Origin of the sequence: Pseudomonas sp. BIC9C (assembly GCF_034541995.1) — a bacterium.
GTDB classification, from domain to species: Bacteria; Pseudomonadota; Gammaproteobacteria; order Pseudomonadales; family Pseudomonadaceae; genus Aquipseudomonas; species Aquipseudomonas fluorescens_CC.
In genome coordinates this window covers 1,452,283-1,474,711 of the sequence record NZ_JAWDGM010000001.1, presented here as the reverse complement: position 1 = coordinate 1,474,711, position 22,429 = coordinate 1,452,283, and the positions used below count along the sequence as shown (strand labels likewise).

The window sequence follows — 22,429 nt, the reverse complement described above, 5'->3', positions numbered from 1 at the left end:
TCCGCTCTGTAGGCCGACTCTGTGGCGAAACTTCCCATTGTCGGCCTCCTTTGTAAGGAAGCCGCGTTCAAGCAGACAAGCAAGGCAAGATTCAGACCATGGCTTTGCGCCATCAACGTTATGGCGATGAAAATCGAAGTCGTTAGCAGGCTAAGGGGATGGCGTTGCTGCACTGAAAAATGGCACATTGGCGCACCTGCCCGTTTGCACCCACCTGTTGTACGGAAATCCCCATGGCTATCAGCAACGCCCAGACCGGTTCAGTGCCGGCGTCCGCTACGCCCCAAAGCAGTCCCCTGGTGATGCACATCATCGGCGCGGTGGCGCTGGCGCATTTGATCAACGACCTGATCCAGTCGGTGCTGCCGTCGATCTATCCGATGCTCAAGGCCAACTATGGCCTGACCTTTACCCAGGTTGGCCTGATCACCCTGACGTTCCAGTTGACGGCCTCGTTGTTGCAGCCTTGGGTTGGTTACTACACCGACCGCCATCCCAAGCCGTGGCTGCTGCCGGCGGGTACGGTCTGTACCTTGGTCGGGATTCTGATGATGTCGGTAGTCGGCAGCTTCCCGCTGATTCTGCTGGCAGCGGGTTTGATCGGCATCGGTTCTTCGACCTTCCACCCGGAAGCGTCCCGTGTGGCGCGACTGGCTTCGGGCGGGCGCTTCGGGCTGGCGCAGTCGACCTTCCAGGTCGGGGGTAACGCGGGCTCGGCGTTCGGCCCGTTACTGGCGGCGGCGATCATCATTCCCTTCGGTCAAGGGCACGTGGCGTGGTTCGGTCTGTTCGCGGTATTTGCGCTGTTCGTGCTCTACTGGATCAGCCGCTGGTACACCAATCACTTGAATCTGTTCAAACTCAAACAAGGTCAGGCCGCGACGCACGGTTTATCAAAAGGCCGGGTGATCAGTGCGTTGGTGGTGCTCGGGTTACTGGTGTTCTCCAAGTATTTCTACATGTCCAGCCTCACCAGTTACTTCACGTTCTACCTGATCGAGAAATTCGACCTGTCGGTGGCTAGCTCGCAGCTGCATCTGTTCCTGTTTCTCGGTGCGGTCGCGGCGGGGACATTCTTTGGCGGCCCGATCGGCGACAGGATCGGGCGTAAGGCAGTAATCTGGTTTTCGATCCTCGGTGTTGCACCGTTCACCTTGCTGCTGCCGCATGTCGACCTGTTCTGGACCAGCATTCTCAGCGCGGTCATCGGCTTCATTCTCGCCTCGGCGTTCTCGGCCATTGTGGTGTACGCCCAGGAATTGGTGCCGGGCAATGTCGGGATGATCGCCGGGGTGTTCTTCGGCTTGATGTTCGGTTTCGGCGGGATTGGCGCGGCATTGCTGGGCCATCTGGCGGACATACACGGCATCGAGTATGTGTACTACTTGTGTTCGTTCCTGCCGCTGTTTGGGGTGTTGGCAATCTTCCTGCCAAGAACGAAGAAGTCCTGAGCCAATGCAAATTCCTGTGTGGAGCGGGCTTGCCCGCAAAGACGGAGTATCAGTCGACATTTATGCAACTGACACAATGCCTTCGCGGGCAAGCCCGCTCCCACAGGGATTTTTATTGTTCGTTGGAAATGTACCAGGCACAAAAAAGCCGCGTCTGGACGCGGCTTTTTCTTGGGCGGTGTAGTTACACGTTGAAACGGAAGTGCATCACGTCGCCGTCTTTGACGATGTAATCCTTGCCTTCCAGGCGCCATTTACCGGCTTCCTTGGTACCGGCTTCGCCCTTGTACTGGATGAAGTCGTTGTAGGCGATCACTTCGGCGCGGATGAAGCCTTTTTCGAAGTCGGTGTGGATCACGCCAGCGGCTTGTGGTGCGGTGGCACCGACGCGGACGGTCCAGGCGCGGACTTCTTCGACACCGGCGGTGAAGTAGGTCTGCAGGTGCAGCATTTCGTAGCCGGCGCGGATCACGCGGTTCAGGCCAGGCTCTTCGAGGCCCAGGGCTTCGAGGAACATGTCTTTCTCTTCGCCGTCATCGAGTTCGGCGATTTCCGCTTCGATCTTGTTGCACACCGGAACAACCACGGCGCCTTCTTCTTCGGCGATGGCCTTGACCACGTCCAGGTGCGGGTTGTTTTCGAAACCGTCTTCAGCGACGTTGGCGATGTACATGACCGGTTTGGTGGTCAGCAGGTGGAAGCCCTTGATCACCGCTTTCTCGTCGCTGCCCATGTTCTTCATCAGGCTGCGCGCCGGCTTGCCTTCGGTGAAGTGAGCGATCAGTTGCTCCAGCAGGCCTTTCTGGACCACGGCGTCCTTGTCACCGCCCTTGGCGTTGCGCGCGACTTTCTGCAGTTGCTTCTCGCAGCTGTCGAGGTCGGCGAAGATCAGTTCCAGGTCGATGATTTCGATGTCGCGTTTCGGGTCGACGCTGTTGGAGACGTGAATCACGTTCTCGTCTTCGAAGCAGCGGACCACGTGGGCGATGGCATCGGTTTCACGGATGTTGGCCAGGAACTTGTTGCCCAGGCCTTCACCTTTCGATGCGCCGGCAACCAGGCCCGCGATGTCGACGAATTCCATGGTGGTCGGCAGGATGCGCTTTGGATTGACGATGGCCGCCAGGGCTTCCAGACGCGGATCCGGCATCGGCACGATACCGCTGTTCGGCTCGATGGTGCAGAAGGGGAAGTTCTCGGCCGCGATCCCGGATTTGGTCAGGGCGTTGAACAGGGTGGACTTGCCGACGTTAGGCAGGCCGACGATGCCGCAATTGAATCCCATGGTGTTTCCCCTCGGATAAGAGTCAGGCCTTCTGGCTGTGCAGGTTTTTCATCGCGCGGTTCCATTCACCGGCGAGGATATCCGGCAGCACGCCGAGGGCAAAGTCGATGCTGGCATCGAGTTTTTCCTGTTCGGCGCGTGGCGCACGACCCAGGACGAAATTTGAAACCATGCTGGCGACGCCCGGGTGACCGATGCCAAGCCGCAGGCGGTGGAAAGTGTTCTGATTGCCCAGTTGCGCAATGATGTCGCGCAACCCGTTGTGACCGCCATGGCCGCCGCCCACTTTGAGTTTGGCGACGCCCGGAGGCAGATCGAGTTCGTCGTGCGCCACGAGGATTTCTTCAGGCTTGATGCGGAAGAAACCTGCAAGGGCCGCCACGGCCTGGCCGCTGCGGTTCATGTACGTGGTGGGAATCAGCAGACGAACATCCTGACCCTGATGCGAATAGCGCCCGGTCAGGCCGAAATATTTGCGGTCCGCCACAAGGTTCACGCCTTGTGCGTTCGCGATGCGCTCAACAAAAAGGGCCCCTGCGTTATGCCGGGTCTGTTCGTATTCAGCGCCTGGATTTCCCAGGCCAACGATCAGTTTGATGGCAGTCACGATAGGGGCCCTTCATTGGAGTGGTGGATAACATCGCCGCAATCAGGGAGTGCGGCGAAAGTGGACGAAAATTGCTCATTTACCATGATGTAAACTCCGCGTTCTCGCCCGCTTTCTCGCTACGCTCTAGTCCGCGATGTTTCCGGTCACTCCGGCGTACAGAGTAAAATTACTCTGCAGCGCCTTCTGCAGCTTCTGGAGCAACACGTGGAGCGTGGACGTTGGCAACAGCCTTGTCATCGCCGTGTGCCAGGGCCACGAACTCAACGCCTTTAGGTGCCTTGAGGTCCGACAGGTGAATGATCGAACCGATTTCAGCGTTAGCCAGGTCGACTTCGATGAACTCAGGCAGATCTTTCGGCAGGCAGGAAACTTCGATCTCGGCAACAACGTGCGAGATTTCGCCGCCTTTCTTGGTCGGTGCTTCTTCGTTGATGAAGTGCACTGGAACGATAGCGGTCAGTTTCTGGCCAGCGACTACGCGTACGAAGTCAGCGTGCATCACGTGGCCTTTGGCCGGGTGACGCTGCAGGGCTTTGATCACGACGTTCTGCTTGGTGCCACCAACGTTCAGCTCGATGATGTGGCTGTAAGCCGCTTCGTTTTCGAGCAGTTTGGCAACTTCTTTGGCCAGCATGCTGATGGATTCAGGGGCTTTGTCGCCACCGTAAACTACAGCTGGAACCAGGCTTGCGAGACGACGCAGGCGGCGGCTCGCACCTTTCCCCAGGTCGGAACGCACTTCAGCATTCAGAGTAAAATCGTTCATGTTGTATCTCCAAAATAACCACACTCGCCCCAGCGTTTGCGACCAGCGCTAAAGGCGATATGGGCAAAAAAGCCCCGCCCCGACAGGAATGCCGGGGCGGGGCGCTTTTCGTCAACGAGACATTTCGAGAAGGGCAGGGCCCTTAGCGGAACATCGCGCTGATCGATTCTTCATTGCTGATGCGGCGGACCGCCTCGGCAACTACCGGTGCGATATCCAGTTGGCGGATACGCGCACAGGCTTGTGCTGCAGCGGACAGAGGAATGGTGTTAGTCACCACCAACTCGTCCAGCACGGAATTTTCAATGTTTTCGATCGCCCGACCCGACAGCACAGGGTGCGTGCAGTAGGCGAAAACCTTGGCTGCGCCATGCTCTTTCAAGGCCTTGGCCGCGTGGCACAGGGTGCCGGCGGTATCGACCATGTCATCGACCAGAATACAGGTACGCCCTTCGACATCACCGATGATATGCATCACTTCAGAGTGATTGGCTTTCTCACGGCGTTTGTCGATGATCCCGAGATCCACGCCCAGGGATTTGGCAACGGCACGTGCACGCACGACGCCACCAATGTCCGGGGACACGATCATCAGGTTTTCGAAGCGCTGATCTTCGATGTCATCCACCAGAACCGGGGAGCCGTAGATGTTATCTACCGGAATATCGAAGAAACCCTGGATTTGGTCAGCATGCAGATCAACCGTGAGAACACGGTCGATGCCGACTACGGTAAGCATGTCAGCCACGACTTTCGCGCTGATAGCCACACGTGCGGAACGCGGACGGCGATCCTGACGGGCATAACCAAAGTAAGGAATAACAGCAGTGATACGAGTAGCCGAGGAGCGGCGGAAGGCATCAGCCATCACTACCAGTTCCATCAGGTTATCGTTGGTCGGAGCGCAAGTCGGCTGAATAATGAAGACATCTTTACCGCGGACGTTTTCATTGATCTCGGCTGTAATTTCGCCGTCGGAAAACTTACCGACAGAGATGTCACCGAGAGGGATATGCAGCTGACGTACGACACGCCGAGCCAGATCGGGGTTAGCGTTCCCCGTAAAGACCATCATCTTGGACACGCGCAGTACCTGAAGGCTGAGGGTAACCTGGATGAGTATAGGAAAATGGCAGGGGCGGCTGGATTCGAACCAACGCATGGCAGGATCAAAACCTGCTGCCTTACCGCTTGGCGACGCCCCTGTATCTGTTGCAACGATTACCCTGTAATCGGTTCCTTTAGAGCAGGCTTTGCAGCTTGCGATGCAACATCGAAACGTTGCTTCCTTTTGCTACAAACCCTGTAAGGGTCTCTGTAAGAAGGGCCGAGACTTTATCAGCTTCAGCTTTGCTTGGGAAGCCCCCAAACACACAACTTCCAGTTCCGGTGAGTTTTGCTTCGGTAAATTTACCTAACAAATTCAAAGCGTTACGTACCTCTGGATAACGCCTTGTTACCACCGGCAAGCAGTCATTTCGACTGTTTCCCTTGGGAACGGGGCGCACTTTAATGGGAGGCGTGTTACGTGTCAACAACGGATCTGAAAAAATTTCTGCCGTACTTACAGAGACTTGCGGCACCAGCACGAGATACCACGGTTCTTCCGGGTCGACAGGGGTCAGTTTTTCCCCCACGCCCTCGGCGAAAGCCGCGTGGCCACGTACGAAAACCGGGACGTCGGCGCCCAGCGTCAATCCCAGGCCAGCCAGGCGATCTTCATCCCAACCCAATTGCCACAGGTGATTGAGGCCGAGCAAAGTCGTTGCTGCATTCGAACTGCCGCCGCCAATGCCGCCGCCCATGGGCAGGATTTTTTCGATCCAGATATCGACGCCCAGTGTGCACCCGGACTGTTCCTGGAGTTTTTTCGCAGCCTTGACGATCAGGTTGCTGTCATGGGGGACGCCTGCGAATTCAGTGTGCAGGCAAATGACACCGTCTTCGCGCAGGGCGTAGGTGATTTCATCGCCGTAATCGAGAAACTGAAACATCGTTTGCAGTTCGTGGTAGCCGTCTTCACGGCGACCGAGAATGTGCAGCATCAGGTTGAGTTTGGCCGGAGACGGCAAAGTCAGGCGATCGGCTGGCATGTCACGACCCCAGTTTGCGTGGTTGCCAGGCCTTGATCACCAGTGTGACGTCAAGGTCGGTGCCATGCAGCTTGATTCGCTCCGGCAGCCAGTAACCGTTCTGTTGGGTGTAGTCGGTGTATTCGACCTGCCAGCCATCCTGTTCGAGGTTGGCCAGGCGACTGTCGGCATCCAGTGTCAGGTGACTTTTGCTGTCCGGAGACGGGAGCCCGCGGACCCACCAGGCCAGGTTGGACACCGGCAGCTTCCAGCCAAGCTGTTCTTCGAGCAGCACTTCCGGATTTGGCGCGTCGTAACGTCCCTGGTTGGCGACTTCCAGCGACACCTTGCCCGGCCGGCCGGTCAGGCGAGCCGCGCCACGACCCAGCGGGCCGGACAGGCGAATGTCGTAGTAGTCCTGGCGTTGCAACCAGAACAGCGTGCCGCTGCCCGAGTCTTTCGGGGCGCGGATGCCGATCTTGCCGTCGATCTGCCAGCCATCGAGGCCGGTCAGTTGCTGTTTGTGCTCACGCCATTGGGCTGGATTGCCATGCCCCTCGACCGACTCGCGTGGACCCAGGCCCGCGCAACCGGCGAGCAGGACGATAAAACTGAAAACGATGAAATGGCGCAAAAACATAATCCTAAAGGGTCTCTGATCCGGTCAGGCGTTTGATGGTGCCGCGCAGGGTCGGGCTGTCAGGCTGCTCCTTGAGGAACTTGCCCCAGACTTGTCTGGCTTCACGCTGTTTGCCGTTGGCCCACAGGACTTCGCCCAGGTGAGCGGCGACCTCCTGATCGGGGAATCGGTCCAGGGCTTGGCGCAGCAGGCGCTCGGCTTCGTCGAGGTTGCCCATGCGGTAATTCACCCAGCCAAGGCTGTCGAGTACCGCCGGGTCTTCCGGGCTGATCTGGTGCGCCTGTTCGATCAGGGCCTTGGCTTCGGCGTAGCGCGTGGTGCGGTCGGACAGGGTGTAGCCGAGGGCATTCAAGGCCATGGCGTTGTCCGGGTCGCGCTTGATGATCGTGCGCAGGTCTTTTTCCATCTGCGCCAGGTCATTGCGTTTTTCCGCCTGCATGGCGCGGGTGTAGAGCAGGTTCAAGTCGTCCGGGTATTTCTGCAAGGCCTGTTGCAGAACATTCCAGGCTTTGTCGCCCTGATTGTTGGCGGACAGGGTTTCGGCTTCGATCAGGTACAACTGGATGGCGTAATCCGGCTGCTCATCGCGCTCTGCCGCCAGCTTGCGTTGCGCTTCGGCGGTCTTGCCGTTGTTGATCAGGATGTCGGCCTGACGCAATTGCGCCGGCAGGAAGTCGTTGCCCGGGCCCACCTTGGCATATTCGATCAGCGCGCCTTGCGGATCGTTCTGTTCTTCGGCAATGCGGCCGAGGTTCAGGTGCGCCGAGTCGACATGGCTTTCCCGGGCGATCAGGTCTTCAAGATGACCCTTGGCCTCCTTCCAGTCCTTGGCTTCCAGGCAGACCAGTGCCAGGGAGTAACGCAGTTCGTCGTCTTCCGGGTATTGCTGGACCAGGCTCGAGAACTCGGCCTTGGCGTCGTTCATGCGGTCCTGTTCAACCAGCATGCGTGCGTAAGTCAGGCGCAGGCGCTTGTCGTCCGGGTACTTCTTGATGCTTTTCTGCAGGAGCGGCAGGGCTTCGTCGCCGCGATTGAGGGTTTGCAGCAGGCGTGCGCGCAGCAGGATCGGAGCGATTTCGCCGTCGTCCGGCGGATTGTTTTCCAGCAGCGTCAGCGCGCCTTTGGCGTCGCCATCCTGTTGCATCAGCAGTGCCTTGCCAAAAATCAGCTGGCTGTTGTTTGGATGACGCTGCAACAAACGGTCGAAGCTTTTCATCAATCCGTTGCGGGTGTCCTGGTCGGTGTCTGCCGCGGACAGCGCGAGGAAGTCGAAATGGGTGTCGCCCTTGCCTTGCAGGACTTTCTCCATATAGGCCATGGAGTCGTCATAACGCCCGGCGCGTGCCAGTTGCACGGCGGCGGCGCGTTGCGCTTCGAGGTCGTCGGGGGCGTTCCTGGCCCAGATCAGCGCGGTATCCAGGGCTGCCTGATCGGCGCCCAGGTATTCGGCGATACGGAATGCCCGCTCGGAGATGCCCGGATCCTGGGTGTTGATGGCCTGGGTCACATAGTTGTCCAGCGCAATGTCGAAACGATTGCGTTGGCCAGCCAGTTCGGCGCTCAACAGGCTGAAGATGGTTTCCTCGCTGAATGAGCTGTAGACCTTGGGCTTTTCAGGGGCCGGGGTGCTGTCTTCAGCCGGCGGCGTACCGTCCGACGAAACGGGTGCCAAGGCCTGGCAACCGCTGAGGAAGACAAAAGCGAGGAGCAACGCGGAAGATCTATTCATATGGGAAGAGGACGACTAACCTGCGGTCAGATCATCATGACACAAGCTTTAGGCCAAACATAACCGGCCAGCCATTTTCCCATGTGCACGGTCCCTGTAGGAGCTGGCTTGTCGGGTCGCCGCATCGCAGCGATGGTCGTTAACGATGACGCGTTTTAACCGCAAAGACGTGGCGCCAGTCAGTCCATCGCTGGCAAGCCAGCTCCCACAGGAAGCGATGTACGCGCCTGTAAACGAGAACGGCTCGCAGTACGGGTAGGTGCCTACCATGACGATAGATATCGAGTAGTTGTTCTGACTCCGTCGAAGTAGGACAATTACCGGCTTCACGTCACAATCAGCGACTTTGAATGGCCTTCCTTGCACTCGGTATTAACCACAAGACTGCTTCAGTAGACGTCCGCGAGCGCGTGGCTTTTACCCCTGAGCAGCTGGTTGAGGCCTTGCAGCAGCTCTGCCGACTCACCGACAGCCGCGAAGCTGCGATCCTCTCCACCTGCAATCGCAGTGAACTCTATATAGAACAGGATCACCTGTCGGCGGACGTCGTGCTGCACTGGCTGGCCGAATATCATCATTTGAGCTTCGACGAGCTGCGCGCAAGCGCCTATGTGCATGAAGATGATGCGGCAGTTCGTCACATGATGCGGGTGGCTTCCGGGCTCGACTCGCTGGTGTTGGGCGAACCGCAGATTCTCGGTCAGATGAAGTCGGCCTATGCCGTGGCCCGCGAGGCCGGCACCATCGGGCCATTGCTCGGGCGGCTGTTCCAGGCCACGTTCAACGCGGCCAAGCAGGTGCGCACCGACACGGCCATCGGCGAGAACCCGGTATCGGTGGCGTTTGCCGCGGTGAGCCTGGCGAAACAGATTTTCAGCGACTTGCAGCGCAGCCAGGCCTTGTTGATCGGTGCCGGCGAGACCATCACCCTGGTCGCCCGCCATCTGCATGACCTGGGTGTAAAGCGCATCGTGGTGGCCAACCGTACCCTGGAGCGCGCCAGCATTCTGGCCGAACAGTTCGGTGCCCATGCCGTGTTGCTGTCGGATATTCCGGCGGAGCTGGTGCGCAGCGATATCGTCATCAGTTCCACTGCCAGCCAGTTGCCGATTCTGGGCAAGGGCGCCGTGGAAAGCGCCTTGAAACTGCGCAAGCACAAACCGATCTTCATGGTGGACATCGCCGTTCCGCGTGACATCGAGCCAGAAGTCGGCGAGTTGGACGATGTTTACCTCTATAGTGTCGACGATCTCCACGAAGTGGTCGCCGAGAACCTCAAGAGCCGCCAGGGCGCAGCCCAGGCCGCCGAAGAGATGGTCTCGGTCGGCGCCGAAGACTTCATGGTCCGCCTGCGTGAGTTGGCGGCGGTGGATGTACTCAAGGCCTATCGTCAACAGAGCGAACGCCTGCGCGACGAAGAATTGCAAAAGGCCCAGCGCCTGCTGGCCAACGGCACCAGTGCCGAAGAGGTGCTGGTGCAACTGGCTCGCGGGCTGACCAACAAACTGTTGCACGCACCGAGCGTGCAGTTGAAAAAGCTCTCTGCCGAAGGTCGCCTGGATGCGCTGGCGATGGCCCAGGAACTCTTTGCCCTCGGTGAGGGCTCATCGGATAGCTTTTCGGATAAAAAACCGCAATGAAAGCGTCACTGCTCAATAAGCTGGATATCCTCCAGGACCGTTTCGAGGAATTGACCGCCCTGCTGGGCGATGGCGAGGTCATTTCCGATCAGAACAAGTTCCGTACCTACTCCAAGGAGTACGCGGAAGTTGAGCCGATCGTGGGCGCCTATAAAGAACTGCTGAAAGTGCAGGATGACCTCGAAGGTGCCCAGGCGCTGCTCAAGGACAGCGACCCGGACATGCGTGAAATGGCCGTGGAAGAAGTCCGCGAGGCCAAGGAGCGCCTGGTCACGCTTGAGGCCGACCTGCAGCGCATGCTGCTGCCCAAAGACCCGAACGACGGGCGCAACGTATTCCTCGAAATCCGTGCCGGCACCGGCGGCGACGAGGCCGCGATTTTTTCCGGCGACCTGTTCCGCATGTATTCGCGCTACGCCGAGCGTCGTGGCTGGCGGGTGGAAATCCTCTCGGAAAACGAGGGTGAACACGGCGGCTATAAAGAGGTGATTGCCCGGGTCGAAGGCGACAACGTCTACGGCAAGCTGAAATTCGAGTCCGGCGCGCACCGCGTGCAGCGGGTTCCGGCGACCGAGTCCCAGGGCCGCATCCACACGTCGGCCTGCACCGTGGCGGTATTGCCCGAGCCGGACGAACAGGAAGCCATCGAGATCAACCCGGCCGACTTGCGCATCGATACCTATCGCTCCTCCGGCGCCGGTGGCCAGCACGTGAACAAGACCGACTCGGCGATCCGTATCACGCACTTGCCGTCCGGTATCGTGGTCGAGTGCCAGGAAGAACGTTCACAGCACAAGAACCGTGCCCGGGCGATGTCCTGGTTGTCGGCCAAGCTGAACGATCAGCAGACCTCGGCCGCGGCCAACGCCATCGCCAGTGAGCGCAAGTTGCTGGTCGGTTCCGGTGATCGCTCCGAGCGCATCCGCACCTACAACTTTGCCCAGGGCCGGGTCACCGACCACCGGGTCAACCTGACCCTGTATTCCCTCGACGAGATCCTTGCCGGCGGCGTCGAGGCGGTGATCGAGCCGTTGCTGGCCGAGTACCAGGCCGATCAACTGGCGGCGATAGGTGAGTAAATGACGATCATTGCCAGTTTGTTGCGCGCCGCCGATTTACCCGACTCGCCGACGGCGCGTCTGGATGCCGAACTGCTGCTTGCGGCGGCGTTGGGCAAGTCCCGCAGTTTTCTGCACACCTGGCCGGAACGCATCGTGCCGAGCGAAGCGGCGCTGACGTTCGCCGAGTATTTGCAGCGCCGCCGCAGCGGCGAGCCGGTGGCTTATATCCTCGGCCAGCAAGGTTTCTGGAAGCTGGATCTGGAAGTGGCACCGCACACGCTGATCCCGCGCCCGGACACCGAGCTGCTGGTGGAAGCAGCGCTGGAATTGTTGCCGGCCACACCGGCCAAGGTGCTCGACCTTGGCACCGGCAGCGGCGCGATTGCCCTGGCACTGGCGAGCGAGCGTCCGGCCTGGAGCGTCACTGCAGTGGATCGCGTGCTGGAGGCCGTGGCCCTGGCCGAACGCAATCGCCAGCGCCTGCACCTGAACAACGCCAAGGTACTGAGCAGCCATTGGTTCAGCGCCCTGGAAGGACAGCGTTTTCAACTGATCATCAGCAATCCGCCCTACATTGCAGCGACCGACCCGCATCTGGTCGAGGGCGATGTGCGCTTTGAGCCGGCCAGCGCCCTGGTGGCCGGTGTCGACGGGCTCGACGATCTGCGTCTGATCGTCGCCCAGGCACCGGACCATCTCGACGCTGGCGGTTGGCTGATGCTCGAACATGGTTATGATCAGGCCGAGGCGGTCCGCGATTTGCTGCTGACCCGCGGTTTCGAGGAAGTTCACAGCCGCACCGATCTGGGCGGTCACCAACGCATCAGTCTGGGGCGCCTGCCGTGCTGAATGATCAGGAGTTGCTGCGTTACAGTCGGCAGATTCTGCTGCAACACATCGATATCGACGGCCAGTTGCGCCTCAAGGACAGCCGCGTATTGATCGTCGGCCTCGGTGGTCTCGGTGCGCCGGTGGCGCTGTATCTCGCCGCCGCAGGGGTCGGCGAGTTGCATCTGGCGGACTTCGATACGGTCGACCTGACTAACCTGCAACGCCAGATCATTCACGACACCGACAGCATCGGCATGGGCAAAGTCGATTCGGCGATCAAGCGCCTGACGGCGATCAACCCCGAGGTCCGGTTGATCGCTCATCGTGCGGCGCTGGATGAAGACTCCTTGGCCGCTACCGTAGCCGCCGTGGACCTGGTGCTCGATTGCTCCGACAATTTCTCTACCCGTGAAGCGGTCAACGCCGCTTGTGTGGCGTCCGGCAAACCTTTGGTCAGTGGCGCAGCGATTCGCCTCGAAGGGCAATTGTCGGTGTTCGATCCGCGTCGCCCCGAGAGCCCGTGCTACCACTGTTTGTACGGGCACGGCAGCGAAGCCGAACTGACGTGTAGCGAAGCCGGGGTGGTCGGGCCGCTGGTGGGGCTGGTCGGCAGTCTGCAAGCGCTTGAAGCGCTGAAATTGCTGGCCGGATTCGGCGAGCCGCTGGTGGGGCGGCTGCTGTTGATCGACGCCTTGGGCACGCGCTTTCGCGAATTGCGGGTCAAGCGGGATCCGGGTTGCAGCGTCTGTGGGTCGAAACATGCGTGAGGCGCCAATCGGCGTGTTCGACTCTGGTGTCGGTGGGCTCTCGGTGCTGGCCGAGATCCAGCGCTTGTTGCCCAACGAGACGCTGATGTACGTCGCCGATTGCGGGAATGTTCCCTATGGCGAGAAAACCCCGGAATTCATCCGGCAGCGATGCAGCGTGATGGCCGACTTCTTTCAGCAGCAGGGTGCCAAGGCCCTGGTGCTGGCCTGCAACACGGCGACGGTGTCCGGTGTCGCCGACTTGCGCCGCGACTATCCCGAATGGCCCATCGTCGGTATGGAGCCGGCAGTCAAACCGGCCGCCGCCGCAACCCGCTCCGGCGTGGTGGGGGTTCTGGCTACCACCGGCACCTTGCAGAGCGCCAAGTTCGCCGCATTGCTCGACCGTTTCGCCACGGACGTGCAAGTGATTACCCAGCCGTGTCCGGGGTTGGTGGAGCTGATTGAAAACGGCGATCTGCGTAGCCCCGAGCTGCGTCAGCTGTTGGCCAGGTATGTCCAGCCGCTGCTGGCCGCCGGCGCGGACACCCTGATTCTCGGCTGCACCCATTACCCCTTTCTCAAGCCGATGCTCCGGCAGATGATCCCCGAGGACATCAGTCTGATCGACACCGGTGCCGCGGTCGCACGGCAACTCCAGCGGCTATTGGCCGAAAGCGAGCTGCTCGCCCAGGGGCCGGCCCGTGAAGCGCAGTTCTGGACCAGTGCCGATCCGCTTCATTTCAGAAATATCTTGCCGATACTGTGGAATACCGCTGGCGTTGTGCGAAGCTTCAACAGGTAGAAGCCTGTCCGGGGGGGAGTACGAAAAATCGGGGGTGAACTTCTGATAAATCGCTGACTTCTATAGTTTTGCGGGGCTTGGTAACAAAAAAACCATACGAAATCGTTCGGAAAAGGAAGTTTCTAGTGAAGCGACTATTCTGCTTGGCCGCGATTGCGGCCGCATTAATGGGGCACACCTTTACTGCGCAGGCGGCAGGTGTGGAGTTCGCGGTTGGTCAGACCAGCGATTCGACCATGACGTATCGACTGGGCATGCAATTCGATTGGGACCAGAGCTGGTGGCAGAGTGACGTCGGTCGCATGACCGGCTACTGGAGCGGTGCCTATACCTACTGGGAAGGCGACAAGACCTCGAGCAACAACAGCCTGTCGTTCTCTCCGGTGTTCGTTTACGAGTTTGCCGGCCAGAACGTCAAGCCGTACGTTGAAGCTGGCATTGGCGTGGCGTTTTTCTCCAATACCCGACTCGAAGACAACAACATCGGCAGTTCTTTCCAGTTTGAAGACCGGCTCGGTTTTGGCCTGCGCTTCAACGGCGGCCATGAAGTCGGAATCCGCGCGACGCACTATTCCAACGCCGGGCTCGCCAGTTCCAACGACGGTGTAGAAAGCTACTCGCTGCATTACACCTTGCCGTTATAAGACGCAACGCTGTACTAAATGTGGGAGCGAGCCTGCTCGCGAAAGCGGTTTAACATTCACCATTTATAGTGATTGTCAGACTGCATTCGCGAGCAGGCTCGCTCCCACATTTGTATTTGGGTGACTTCAAACTAGCGATACGCCGTCGAAATCCCCTGGCGTTCGTCGATGCACTCCGGTGCGCCCATCTCGAACTCCCGGCAGATCAGCGGGCGTTTTTCGTAGATGGTGCACATCATCGAGTTGCGATCCAGTGCGGCACACCAGCCGTCGTCCAGGCGCAGCATGACTTCCCCGCCCCAGTCATCGGTATCGATGAACCGTTCAGGCACACCCGTGTCGGTGATCAGCATGACTTCGAGCTGGCAGCAGCAGGCTGCGCAGGTCGAGCACGTGACCGCGGGTTCCGCGATTTGCGTATGGGGGATGGTATTCATGGCGCGCAGTGTAAGGCAGTCACCGGGTGCTGTGTGAACGGTCGGACGGACGCAGGTCGACACCGAGATACTCCTGCCGATGATGGCGATTTTTACGGTTGACCCTTGAGTGGCGGCCGGCTGCGCGTCATGGGTTTGCCGATCTCCAGTTTCACCTGGTCCGGCAGTCTGGAGAGCGGCCAGAGGGTGGCCATGAACGCTGCCGGGAAAGCGATTTCCAGCGGACGGTCCTTGAGCTTTTCGAAGATGTACTGTGCGGCTTTCACTACCGGCCAGCTCAAGGGCATGGAGAAGTCGTCTTTCGTCGCCAGCAGCGTTTCAATAAAACCGGGGCTGATCACCGTGACTTCTATGCCTTCGGGAGCCAGGTCGATGCGCAGGGATTCGAACAGATGACGCAGCCCGGCCTTCGAGGCGCCGCAGGCTTCTGACTTGGGCAGCGGCAGGTAAGTCACTGCACTGGCCATGGGCACCATATGCGGTGCGGTGCCAGCCCGTAGCAAAGGCAGGGCAGCCTCGATGCAATAGCTGCTGGCCAACAGATTGGTGCGCACAACATGCTCGACAATCGATGCATCGAATTGATTGGCGTCCACGTACTCGCAGGTGCCAGCGTTGAGTATCACGCTGTCCAGCGAACCCCAATCGTCGGCAATCTGCTCGCCGATCTCGCGCACGGTCTGGCTGTTGGTCAGGTCTCCGGCGACTACCAGCACTTGCCCCGGATAACGTTGCGACAAGACTTTCAGTGGCGCAACTGACCTTGAGCTTACCGCCAGGTGCGCGCCGGTCTTCAGAATTTTCTCGGCCAGTGCGGCACCAATACCGCTGCTGGCGCCGGTCAGCCAATATCGGCGAGGAGGTGTACGACTCATCCCAAGCTCCTTTTCAGCCAGGCGATTGCCCGGTCTGCCAAATGTTGCAGGTTGTCTTTGTCGAGCGTCATGAACGGACGGGCAAACTGCTGCAGGAAACTATTCATAGGCACTCCCGGCCAGTTCGGCGGACAGTTGCCGTGACGGCAGATTCTTGAACGCGGTCAAGGCGCGTGTACGCGAAGCACTCAAGTCAACGATCGGTGACGGGTAATCCGCTACACCGAAAAGGCCGCCGAGACTGGTGGGGTTGTGCACGTCTTTTTTACTCAGTCCGGCCAGTTCCGGTAGCCAGTGCTTGATGAACAAGCCTTCGGGGTCGAATTTTTCCGACTGGTTCAACGGGTTGAAAATCCGGAAGTAAGGCGCCGAGTCGGTACCGGTGGAGGAACTCCATTGCCAGCCACCATTGTTCGCCGCCAGGTCGCCATCGATCAGGTGACGCATGAAAAAGCGTTCGCCTTCGCGCCAGTCGATCAGCAGGTTCTTGGTCAGGAACATCGCCACTACCATGCGCAGGCGGTTGTGCATCCAGCCGGTAGCCAGCAGTTGGCGCATGGCCGCGTCGATGATCGGCAAACCGGTGCGCGCCTGTTGCCAGGCGAGCAGTTCTTCGGGTGCATCGCGCCAGGCCAGCGCTTCGGTTTCCGGGCGAAACGCGCGGTGCCGGGACACCCGTGGGTAGCCCACCAGGATGTGTTTATAGAACTCGCGCCACAGCAGTTCGTTGATCCAGGTGACGGCGCCGGTCTTGCCGCTTTCGAACTCACCCTGATTGCTGTTCAGGGCAGCGTGCAGGCATTGGCGGGGAGAAATCACCCCGGCGGCAAGATAGGCCGAGAGCTGACTGGTGCCGGGTTTTGCCGGGAAGTCGCGTTCGTTTTGATAGTGCTCGATCTGCGCATCGGTAAAGCTGTCGAGGCGACGCCGGGCCTCGGTTTCGCCGGCGGGCCACATTTGACGCAGATTGTCAGCGGGCGTTGCGAAACCCTCGATACTCGTGGGAACTGCATCGCTAGCGATGTTCAGCGGCGCTTGTTTCTGCGGCGCACGAACCAGGCTGGGCAGCGAGTGGTGCAGGCGTTCGTAGCAGACTTTGCGGAACTGGCTGAAGACCTGAAAACAAGTGCCGGTCCGGGTCAGCACACTCCCGGGCTTGAACAGCAATTGATCGAGGTAGCGGCGAACTTCGATGCCTTCGGCCCCGAGCGCCCCGGCGACCGCCGCATCGCGACGGGTTTCATGGATACCGTACTCTTCATTGAGGTGCACCGCGTCGATCTGCCATTGTCGGCACAGATTCAGCAACACGGCTGGCGCGTCCTCCCAGCGTGGTGCCCAGCGGACCAGCAAGGGAATGTTCAGTTGACCCAGTTCGCGGCTCAACTCGCGCAGGTTGCGCAGCCAGAAGTCCACTTTGCAGGGCGCGTCATCGTGTTCCAGCCATTGTTCCGGACTCAGCAGATACAGGGCCAGGCACGGGCCGCGAGCCGCGGCGGCAGAGAGGGCGGTGTTGTCATGCAGGCGCAAGTCGCTGCGCAGCCAGATCATTTGCATGTTGGTATCCACGCGATTCATTTAAATCAGCCCGCGCTGAATAAGTACCTGATGTGCCGACAATGGATCTTCGGCCAGGTACAGATCAGCGATCTCGGTAGTACCTGCAGACAACTCGGCGTGGTGGATGCATACCGTTGGTCCGGCAATCATTCTTGGGCAATTGATGCCTTTGAACAGTTTCGGCAGTTGCGTCAGGTTCATGGCCTTGCTGGAGTACAGCAGAACCCCGCGGGGTTGCAGCAGCTCGACCGCCAATGCCAGTTCACCGACAGGCAGCGGCCCGTCGAAGACCTCTACCGGGCAATCGGCTGTGCTGATCAGCCAGGCCGTGAGCCACAGATTCGGCTCAGTGGGCAGGTCCGAGTGGTTGATTAACAGCAGTGGTGCGCTGCGCAATTGACGATTGTTATGGTAGATGCGTGCGCCGAACTTGCTGCGCAGCCAGGCACAAAAACACCCGCTCCATCTGCGCACCGAATTGGCCTTGCCAGCGTAGCTCCAGAGCGGCCAGCAGGGGCATCAGCAAGTGCTCGCACAGGGTTCGCGGCGGATACAGCGCCATCGCCTGATTGACGCTGTCATCCAGGGCGCGTTCCTGCAATCCGCTGACCGCCTGCAACAACGTTTGCAGCAGGGTGTGCCAATCGTTGTCGACGGACTCGCTGAAGGCTTGCGGCGTGTCGAGCAATTGCTTGACCTGGCTGACGGCAACGCCACGGTTGAGCCAGGTGAGGATGGCCTGGATGCGTTGTATATGGTCAGCCGAAAACAACCGGTGCCCCTTGGGCGTGCGTTGCGGCACGATCAGCCCGTAGCGCCGCTCCCAGGCGCGCAAGGTCACGGCATTGACGCCGGTTTGCCGCGCCACTTCACGGATCGGCAGCCAGCCTTCGTCCAACGCCTTGTTAAAGTCATCGCCGAGGTCATCGCGGGCGCTGGTGTCGAGTGCTTTTTTCATCAGATGGCGTTTCGCAGGCTTAGGTTTTCCGGGTGCGGTTGCAGGTAGACCTGCTGTGCGATGTATGGATCAGGGTGTTGGCGAAAGTGATGTTTGAGCAGCGTCAGCGGCACCACCAGCGGCACGATACCTTGGCGGTACTGACTGATCACGTGTTGCACTTCCTGCTTGTCTTCGCGGTTGATGGCCTGCTTCAGGTAGCCACTGAGGTGTTGCAGGACATTGGTATGGGTGCCACGGGTGGCGCACTTTTTCAGGGCCGCCATCAGTTCACTGAAATAGCGCGCGCCGAGTTCGTTTGGATCGGTGTGGCCCATGTTACCCAGCAGGTTGCCGAGCACTTTGTATTGCTCCGGGTTGTGCGCCATCAGCAGGTATTTGTAGCGCGAGTGAAAGTCCATTAGACCGCGTCGGGTCAGGCCCGCCTGGCACAGCTGCTGCCAGGCGCTGTAGGCGAATACGCGGGTGAGGAAGTTTTCCCGCAGCACCGGATCGTTGAGCCGGCCGTCTTCCTCCACCGGTAAGTCCGGGTGCAGCAGGCAGAAAGCCCTGGCGTAGATCCCGCGACCACCACCGTCCGCTCGTGTGCCGTTGGCTTGGTAGACCTTGACCCGCTCCAGGCCACAGGACGGGGAGTTTTGCATGAAGATGTAGCCGCAAATATCCCTCAGATGCGCTGCCATGTCCCGGCCGTAGGTGGCCAGCGCCTGTGTCACGTTCAGGTTGTGATCGAGGGTTCCCACGGCTTCGGGTTGATCCGGGCCGCTGACCAGCCGAATCGGTTGGCGGGGCACACCCAGGCCGATGGCCACTTCCGGGCAGACCGGGATGAAATCGAAGTAATCAGTGAGGGTACGGCTGCACAGCCGCGATTCCTTGTGCCCGCCGTTATAGCGCACGTCGAGCCCCATCAGGCAGGCGCTGATGGCGATTTTCGGTTTGGCGGGGGAGTGGGGCATCGGAGCACCTCGAATCTGAACCTGTACAAATATTCTGGTCTGTACAAGATAACTTCATCATAGATTCAAAGTTGTACAAGTCAAATTCTATGTATAGATATTTTTGACCGGCTGCTGTCCATGATGACAGCAGCGACTTGCTCGGATTGATGCTCTTTACTGCAGGTGTTCATGCAAGCGGCGGGCGGCTTCCTGACCACTGAGCCAGGCCCCTTCGACGCGTCCGGACAGGCACCAGTCGCCACAGGCGTACAGTCCCAGGTCGGCATCGGCCAGGGTGCCCCATTCGTGACTGCTGGCGGGGCGGGCGTAGAGCCAGCGGTGGGCGAGGCTGAAGCTCGGCGCAGGCATGGAGTCGTGCAGCAGTTCGGCGAATGCGCCATGCAGCTGTTCGATCACAGCCTCCTTGGGCAGGTCGATGTGCTGGCGACTCCAGGCACTGGTGGCGTGTAGCACCCAGGTGTCGAGGGTGTTGTCGCGCCCGGGTTTGCTGCGGTTGCGGGCCAGCCAGTCGAGTGGGCTGTCCTGTACGAAGCAGCCTTCCATGGGGGTTTCCAACGGCGTTTCGAAGGCCAGGGCAATGGCCCAGGTCGGGTCCATTTTCACCCCGGCGGCGGCACCCGCGAGTTTCGGCGCCGATGCCAGCAGAGCCGTGGCCTGTGGGGCTGGCGTGGCGATGACCACGTGGCTGAACGGTCCGTGGGTGAAGCCCTCGGCGTCCTGCAGATGCCAGTGTTCTTCACCGCGATAGACCTCGGTGATCCGACAGGCGAAATGCACTTCAAGGTCACCGAGCAGAGCGCGGGTGATGGCGCTCATGCGGGGCGTGCCGACCCAGCGGGTCTGCTCGTCCGGCGACAGGTTGAGCTGGCCGCCATGGTAGGTGTACAGCTGCGGCGTCCACTCGGCGACCCAGCCTTTGGCTTGCCAGCGCTGGACTTCCGTGACAAAGCGGCGGTCGCGGGCGGTGAAATATTGCGCGCCCATGTCCAGAGCACCCGCATCGCTGCGCTTGCTCGACATGCGCCCGCCGCTGCCGCGGCTTTTATCGAACAGTTGAACCACGTGCCCGAGGTCAGTCAGGGCCTGGGCGGCGGAGAGTCCGGCAATGCCGGTGCCAATGATTGCGATAGGTACAGTCATAGGTGCCTCGTTTACCTTTCTGTACAGACTACGCTGGGGTTTAAACCTGTACAATATTGTTTTTTGGTATAACTTTTAGCGTTCTCGTTCTGACAGCTTGGCCTATTGTTAAACATAGAGCCTGCTCGATACCAAAGATCCCTGCTTATAAAAATAGACTAATGGACAGGGTAAAACGCCACGCGAGGAAGAAGTCATGCACATATTGCTGACCGGCGGTACTGGTTTGATAGGACGTCAGCTCTGCCGGCACTGGTCGGGGCAGGGCCATCGCCTTACAGTCTGGAGTCGCAAGCCTGAAAAAGTCGCGAAAATATGTGGTGCCCAAGTGCGTGGAGTTGCCCGGCTGGAGGATCTGGGGCAGGAGCCGGTGGATGCGATCGTCAATCTTGCCGGAACGCCGATTGCCGACCGTCCCTGGACACACAAGCGTAAAGCCTTGTTGTGGAGCAGCCGGATCACGCTGACTGAAACCCTGCTGGCGTGGCTTGAAAGCCGCGAGCAGAAACCACGGGTCTTGATTTCCGGTTCGGCTGCCGGTTGGTATGGCGATGGTGGCGAGCGCGAACTGACCGAGGACTCGGCGCCGGTCAGCGAAGATTTCGCCAGCCAGTTATGCATTGCCTGGGAGGAGACTGCGCAGCGGGCTGAAACGCTGGGCATTCGCGTCATTCTCATTCGTACCGGGTTGGTGCTGTCGGCGGAGGGCGGCTTTTTGTCGCGGCTGTTACTGCCGTTCAAACTGGGCCTGGGAGGGCCGGTCGGCAACGGCCGGCAGTGGATGCCGTGGATTCATATCGACGATCAAATCGCCCTGATTGATTTTCTTCTGCACCGCAACGAGGCCAGCGGTCCCTATAATGCGTGCGCGCCCAAACCGGTGCGCAACCGCGAGTTTGCCAAGGCGCTGGGCAGCGTGCTGCATCGCCCGGCGTTGATGCCGATGCCGGCCTTCGCATTGAAGGTGGGGCTGGGCGAGTTGTCCTTGTTGTTGCTGGGTGGCCAACGGGCCACGCCGGTTCGCCTGTTGATGGCGGGTTTCACATTTAAGTTCACGGATTTGCGCGCGGCTCTGGACGATCTGTCCGGTCGCCTTTGAAATAGGACGTTGCATGACCGATCACGCGTTGCTTCTGGTCAACCTTGGCTCACCTGCCTCCACCTCGGTGGCGGACGTGCGCAGCTACCTCAATCAATTTCTGATGGACCCCTACGTGATCGACCTGCCATGGCCGGTTCGACGCTTGCTGGTGTCGCTGATCCTGATCAAGCGTCCCGAGCAGTCGGCCCATGCCTATGCCTCGATCTGGTGGGACGAAGGCTCGCCGCTGGTGGTGCTCAGCCGTCGCCTGCAACAAGCCATGACCGGCCAGTGGAAGCACGGCCCGGTCGAACTGGCAATGCGCTACGGCGAGCCGTCGATTGAATCGACGCTGGTGCGCATGGCCGCCGCGGGGCACAAGCGAATCACGCTGGCGCCGCTGTATCCACAGTTCGCCGACAGCACCACCACCACGGTCATTGCAGAAGCCAGGCGTGTGGTGCGCGAGAAGAGCCTCGACGTGCAGCTGTCGGTGCTCCAGCCTTTCTACGATCAACCGGAGTACCTCGATGCGCTGGTGGCCACGACCCGGCCGCATTTGCAACAGGACTTCGATCATTTGTTGATGAGTTTTCATGGATTGCCGGAACGGCATCTGAAGAAGCTCAACCCGGGTCACAGCTTCGAGGGTGACGGTGATTGCTGTGCCGGGGCGCCCCCTGAGGTGGTCGCCACCTGTTATCGCGGCCAATGCCTGCGTACGGCGGCAGAATTTGCCAAGCGCATGGGGTTGCCGGATGGCAAGTGGTCGGTATCGTTCCAGTCGCGTCTGGGGCGCGCGAAATGGATCGAACCCTACACCGAAGCGCGCCTCGATGAGCTGGCCAAAAAAGGCGTGAAAAAAATTCTGGTGATGTGCCCGGCATTCGTTGCCGATTGCATCGAAACACTGGAAGAGATTGGTGATCGCGGGAAGGAGCAGTTCCGCGCAGCAGGAGGAGAGGAGTTGGTGCTGGTGCCGTGCCTCAACGATGACCCGCATTGGGCGAAGGCGTTGAGTGCGTTGTGCGAAAGGGCGCCGTTGGCGCTTTAAAGCATCGCGAGCAGGCTCGCTCCCACAGGAAATGCATTCCAAAACTGTGGGAGCGAGCCTGCTCGCGAAGTGCGACCTTCAG

The 22,429-nt window shown here is 59.8% G+C and carries 21 protein-coding genes, 1 tRNA gene and 1 pseudogene; 9 read left to right on the top strand and 14 right to left on the bottom strand.

The window, feature by feature from the left end; translation table 11 throughout:
* Positions 1-233: 233 nt before the first annotated feature.
* Positions 234-1,451 carry an MFS transporter gene (locus RS887_RS06870; RefSeq protein WP_322614838.1) on the top strand — a complete coding sequence of 406 codons (1,218 nt, stop codon included), beginning with the start codon at positions 234-236 and terminating at the stop codon, positions 1,449-1,451.
* Between the two features lie 184 nt (positions 1,452-1,635).
* Here RS887_RS06870 and ychF read toward each other — a convergent pair whose 3' ends face one another.
* The 8 genes from ychF to RS887_RS06830 all read right to left on the bottom strand — a co-directional run bounded on the left by ychF (position 1,636) and on the right by RS887_RS06830 (position 8,553).
* Positions 1,636-2,736: a redox-regulated ATPase YchF gene (ychF, locus tag RS887_RS06865; RefSeq protein ID WP_322614837.1), complete on the bottom strand. Its 1,101-nt coding sequence runs from the start codon at positions 2,734-2,736 to the stop codon at positions 1,636-1,638.
* 22 nt (positions 2,737-2,758) lie between these two features.
* Positions 2,759-3,343 carry an aminoacyl-tRNA hydrolase gene (gene pth / locus RS887_RS06860; protein WP_007973893.1) on the bottom strand — a complete coding sequence of 195 codons (585 nt, stop codon included), beginning with the start codon at positions 3,341-3,343 and terminating at the stop codon, positions 2,759-2,761.
* A gap of 169 nt (positions 3,344-3,512) precedes the next feature.
* Complete coding sequence (locus RS887_RS06855; RefSeq protein ID WP_007973891.1) at positions 3,513-4,112, bottom strand: 50S ribosomal protein L25/general stress protein Ctc; 600 nt, start codon at positions 4,110-4,112, stop codon at positions 3,513-3,515.
* A gap of 142 nt (positions 4,113-4,254) precedes the next feature.
* Positions 4,255-5,196 (bottom strand): ribose-phosphate pyrophosphokinase, encoded by a 942-nt coding sequence (locus RS887_RS06850; RefSeq protein ID WP_003171603.1) that lies wholly within the window; start codon positions 5,194-5,196, stop codon positions 4,255-4,257.
* 46 nt (positions 5,197-5,242) lie between these two features.
* Positions 5,243-5,317, bottom strand: a tRNA-Gln gene (locus RS887_RS06845).
* 36 nt (positions 5,318-5,353) lie between these two features.
* Positions 5,354-6,205, bottom strand: a complete 852-nt coding sequence (ispE, locus tag RS887_RS06840; protein ID WP_322614836.1) for a 4-(cytidine 5'-diphospho)-2-C-methyl-D-erythritol kinase — start codon at positions 6,203-6,205, stop codon at positions 5,354-5,356.
* Position 6,206: 1 nt separating this feature from the next.
* Positions 6,207-6,824, bottom strand: coding sequence for a lipoprotein insertase outer membrane protein LolB (gene lolB / locus RS887_RS06835; RefSeq protein WP_322614835.1), 618 nt, complete (start codon positions 6,822-6,824; stop codon positions 6,207-6,209).
* Positions 6,825-6,828: 4 nt separating this feature from the next.
* The gene (locus tag RS887_RS06830; protein ID WP_322614834.1) at positions 6,829-8,553 is read right to left on the bottom strand and encodes a tetratricopeptide repeat protein; all 1,725 of its coding nucleotides are present in this window, start codon (positions 8,551-8,553) and stop codon (positions 6,829-6,831) included.
* A 350-nt stretch (positions 8,554-8,903) separates the two neighbouring features.
* On the opposite strand from RS887_RS06830, the gene hemA reads away from it, so the two are divergent.
* The 6 genes from hemA to RS887_RS06800 all read left to right on the top strand — a co-directional run bounded on the left by hemA (position 8,904) and on the right by RS887_RS06800 (position 14,280).
* On the top strand, positions 8,904-10,193 hold the full coding sequence (hemA, locus tag RS887_RS06825) for a glutamyl-tRNA reductase (RefSeq protein ID WP_008016623.1): 1,290 nt from the start codon (positions 8,904-8,906) through the stop codon (positions 10,191-10,193).
* Complete coding sequence (gene prfA / locus RS887_RS06820; RefSeq protein WP_007981853.1) at positions 10,190-11,272, top strand: peptide chain release factor 1; 1,083 nt, start codon at positions 10,190-10,192, stop codon at positions 11,270-11,272. Before hemA ends, prfA begins: the two co-directional genes overlap by 4 nt.
* Positions 11,273-12,103 (top strand): peptide chain release factor N(5)-glutamine methyltransferase, encoded by an 831-nt coding sequence (gene prmC, locus RS887_RS06815; protein ID WP_322614833.1) that lies wholly within the window; start codon positions 11,273-11,275, stop codon positions 12,101-12,103.
* Complete coding sequence (locus RS887_RS06810) at positions 12,097-12,852, top strand: molybdopterin-synthase adenylyltransferase MoeB (protein WP_322614832.1); 756 nt, start codon at positions 12,097-12,099, stop codon at positions 12,850-12,852. The genes prmC and RS887_RS06810 overlap by 7 nt, the downstream gene beginning before the upstream one ends.
* Positions 12,845-13,636 carry a glutamate racemase gene (gene murI / locus RS887_RS06805; RefSeq protein WP_322614831.1) on the top strand — a complete coding sequence of 264 codons (792 nt, stop codon included), beginning with the start codon at positions 12,845-12,847 and terminating at the stop codon, positions 13,634-13,636. Before RS887_RS06810 ends, murI begins: the two co-directional genes overlap by 8 nt.
* A 125-nt stretch (positions 13,637-13,761) precedes the next feature.
* Positions 13,762-14,280 carry an acyloxyacyl hydrolase gene (locus tag RS887_RS06800; RefSeq protein WP_322614830.1) on the top strand — a complete coding sequence of 173 codons (519 nt, stop codon included), beginning with the start codon at positions 13,762-13,764 and terminating at the stop codon, positions 14,278-14,280.
* A gap of 131 nt (positions 14,281-14,411) precedes the next feature.
* Here RS887_RS06800 and RS887_RS06795 read toward each other — a convergent pair whose 3' ends face one another.
* The 6 genes and pseudogenes from RS887_RS06795 to RS887_RS06770 all read right to left on the bottom strand — a co-directional run bounded on the left by RS887_RS06795 (position 14,412) and on the right by RS887_RS06770 (position 20,212).
* Positions 14,412-14,717, bottom strand: a complete 306-nt coding sequence (locus RS887_RS06795) for a YkgJ family cysteine cluster protein (protein ID WP_008016637.1) — start codon at positions 14,715-14,717, stop codon at positions 14,412-14,414.
* Positions 14,718-14,809: 92 nt separating this feature from the next.
* On the bottom strand, positions 14,810-15,592 hold the full coding sequence (locus tag RS887_RS06790; RefSeq protein ID WP_322614829.1) for an SDR family oxidoreductase: 783 nt from the start codon (positions 15,590-15,592) through the stop codon (positions 14,810-14,812).
* Positions 15,593-15,691: 99 nt separating this feature from the next.
* The gene (gene phrB, locus RS887_RS06785; RefSeq protein ID WP_322614828.1) at positions 15,692-17,149 is read right to left on the bottom strand and encodes a deoxyribodipyrimidine photo-lyase; all 1,458 of its coding nucleotides are present in this window, start codon (positions 17,147-17,149) and stop codon (positions 15,692-15,694) included.
* A gap of 21 nt (positions 17,150-17,170) precedes the next feature.
* Positions 17,171-18,110: pseudogene (locus tag RS887_RS06780) on the bottom strand (MerR family transcriptional regulator).
* Positions 18,110-19,069 (bottom strand): 2-thiouracil desulfurase family protein, encoded by a 960-nt coding sequence (locus RS887_RS06775; protein WP_322614827.1) that lies wholly within the window; start codon positions 19,067-19,069, stop codon positions 18,110-18,112. Before RS887_RS06775 ends, RS887_RS06780 begins: the two are co-directional and overlap by 1 nt.
* Positions 19,070-19,225: 156 nt before the next feature.
* A complete protein-coding gene (locus tag RS887_RS06770) occupies positions 19,226-20,212 on the bottom strand; it encodes an NAD(P)/FAD-dependent oxidoreductase (RefSeq protein WP_322614826.1) in 987 nt (328 codons plus the stop codon).
* 196 nt (positions 20,213-20,408) lie between these two features.
* Here RS887_RS06770 and RS887_RS06765 point away from each other — a divergent pair, with 196 nt between their 5' ends.
* Together RS887_RS06765 and hemH are read left to right on the top strand one after the other, a co-directional pair.
* The gene (locus RS887_RS06765; RefSeq protein WP_322614825.1) at positions 20,409-21,311 is read left to right on the top strand and encodes a TIGR01777 family oxidoreductase; all 903 of its coding nucleotides are present in this window, start codon (positions 20,409-20,411) and stop codon (positions 21,309-21,311) included.
* 13 nt (positions 21,312-21,324) lie between these two features.
* Entirely contained in the window at positions 21,325-22,347 is a 1,023-nt protein-coding gene (gene hemH / locus RS887_RS06760; RefSeq protein WP_322614824.1) for a ferrochelatase, read from the top strand.
* Positions 22,348-22,429: the final 82 nt, after the last annotated feature.

Bases quoted from the DNA above. Each gene is read 5' to 3' on its own strand.
- RS887_RS06870 (WP_322614838.1), top strand. From the start codon at position 234: ATGGCTATCAGCAACGCCCAGACCGGTTCAGTGCCGGCGTCCGCTACG.
- ychF (WP_322614837.1), bottom strand. From the start codon at position 2,736: ATGGGATTCAATTGCGGCATCGTCGGCCTGCCTAACGTCGGCAAGTCC.
- RS887_RS06855 (WP_007973891.1), bottom strand. From the start codon at position 4,112: ATGAACGATTTTACTCTGAATGCTGAAGTGCGTTCCGACCTGGGGAAA.
- ispE (WP_322614836.1), bottom strand. From the start codon at position 6,205: ATGCCAGCCGATCGCCTGACTTTGCCGTCTCCGGCCAAACTCAACCTG.
- lolB (WP_322614835.1), bottom strand. From the start codon at position 6,824: ATGTTTTTGCGCCATTTCATCGTTTTCAGTTTTATCGTCCTGCTCGCC.
- RS887_RS06830 (WP_322614834.1), bottom strand. From the start codon at position 8,553: ATGAATAGATCTTCCGCGTTGCTCCTCGCTTTTGTCTTCCTCAGCGGT.
- hemA (WP_008016623.1), top strand. From the start codon at position 8,904: ATGGCCTTCCTTGCACTCGGTATTAACCACAAGACTGCTTCAGTAGAC.
- prfA (WP_007981853.1), top strand. From the start codon at position 10,190: ATGAAAGCGTCACTGCTCAATAAGCTGGATATCCTCCAGGACCGTTTC.
- prmC (WP_322614833.1), top strand. From the start codon at position 11,273: ATGACGATCATTGCCAGTTTGTTGCGCGCCGCCGATTTACCCGACTCG.
- murI (WP_322614831.1), top strand. From the start codon at position 12,845: ATGCGTGAGGCGCCAATCGGCGTGTTCGACTCTGGTGTCGGTGGGCTC.
- RS887_RS06795 (WP_008016637.1), bottom strand. From the start codon at position 14,717: ATGAATACCATCCCCCATACGCAAATCGCGGAACCCGCGGTCACGTGC.
- RS887_RS06790 (WP_322614829.1), bottom strand. From the start codon at position 15,592: ATGAGTCGTACACCTCCTCGCCGATATTGGCTGACCGGCGCCAGCAGC.
- phrB (WP_322614828.1), bottom strand. From the start codon at position 17,149: ATGCAAATGATCTGGCTGCGCAGCGACTTGCGCCTGCATGACAACACC.
- RS887_RS06775 (WP_322614827.1), bottom strand. From the start codon at position 19,069: ATGCCCCACTCCCCCGCCAAACCGAAAATCGCCATCAGCGCCTGCCTG.
- RS887_RS06770 (WP_322614826.1), bottom strand. From the start codon at position 20,212: ATGACTGTACCTATCGCAATCATTGGCACCGGCATTGCCGGACTCTCC.
- RS887_RS06765 (WP_322614825.1), top strand. From the start codon at position 20,409: ATGCACATATTGCTGACCGGCGGTACTGGTTTGATAGGACGTCAGCTC.
- hemH (WP_322614824.1), top strand. From the start codon at position 21,325: ATGACCGATCACGCGTTGCTTCTGGTCAACCTTGGCTCACCTGCCTCC.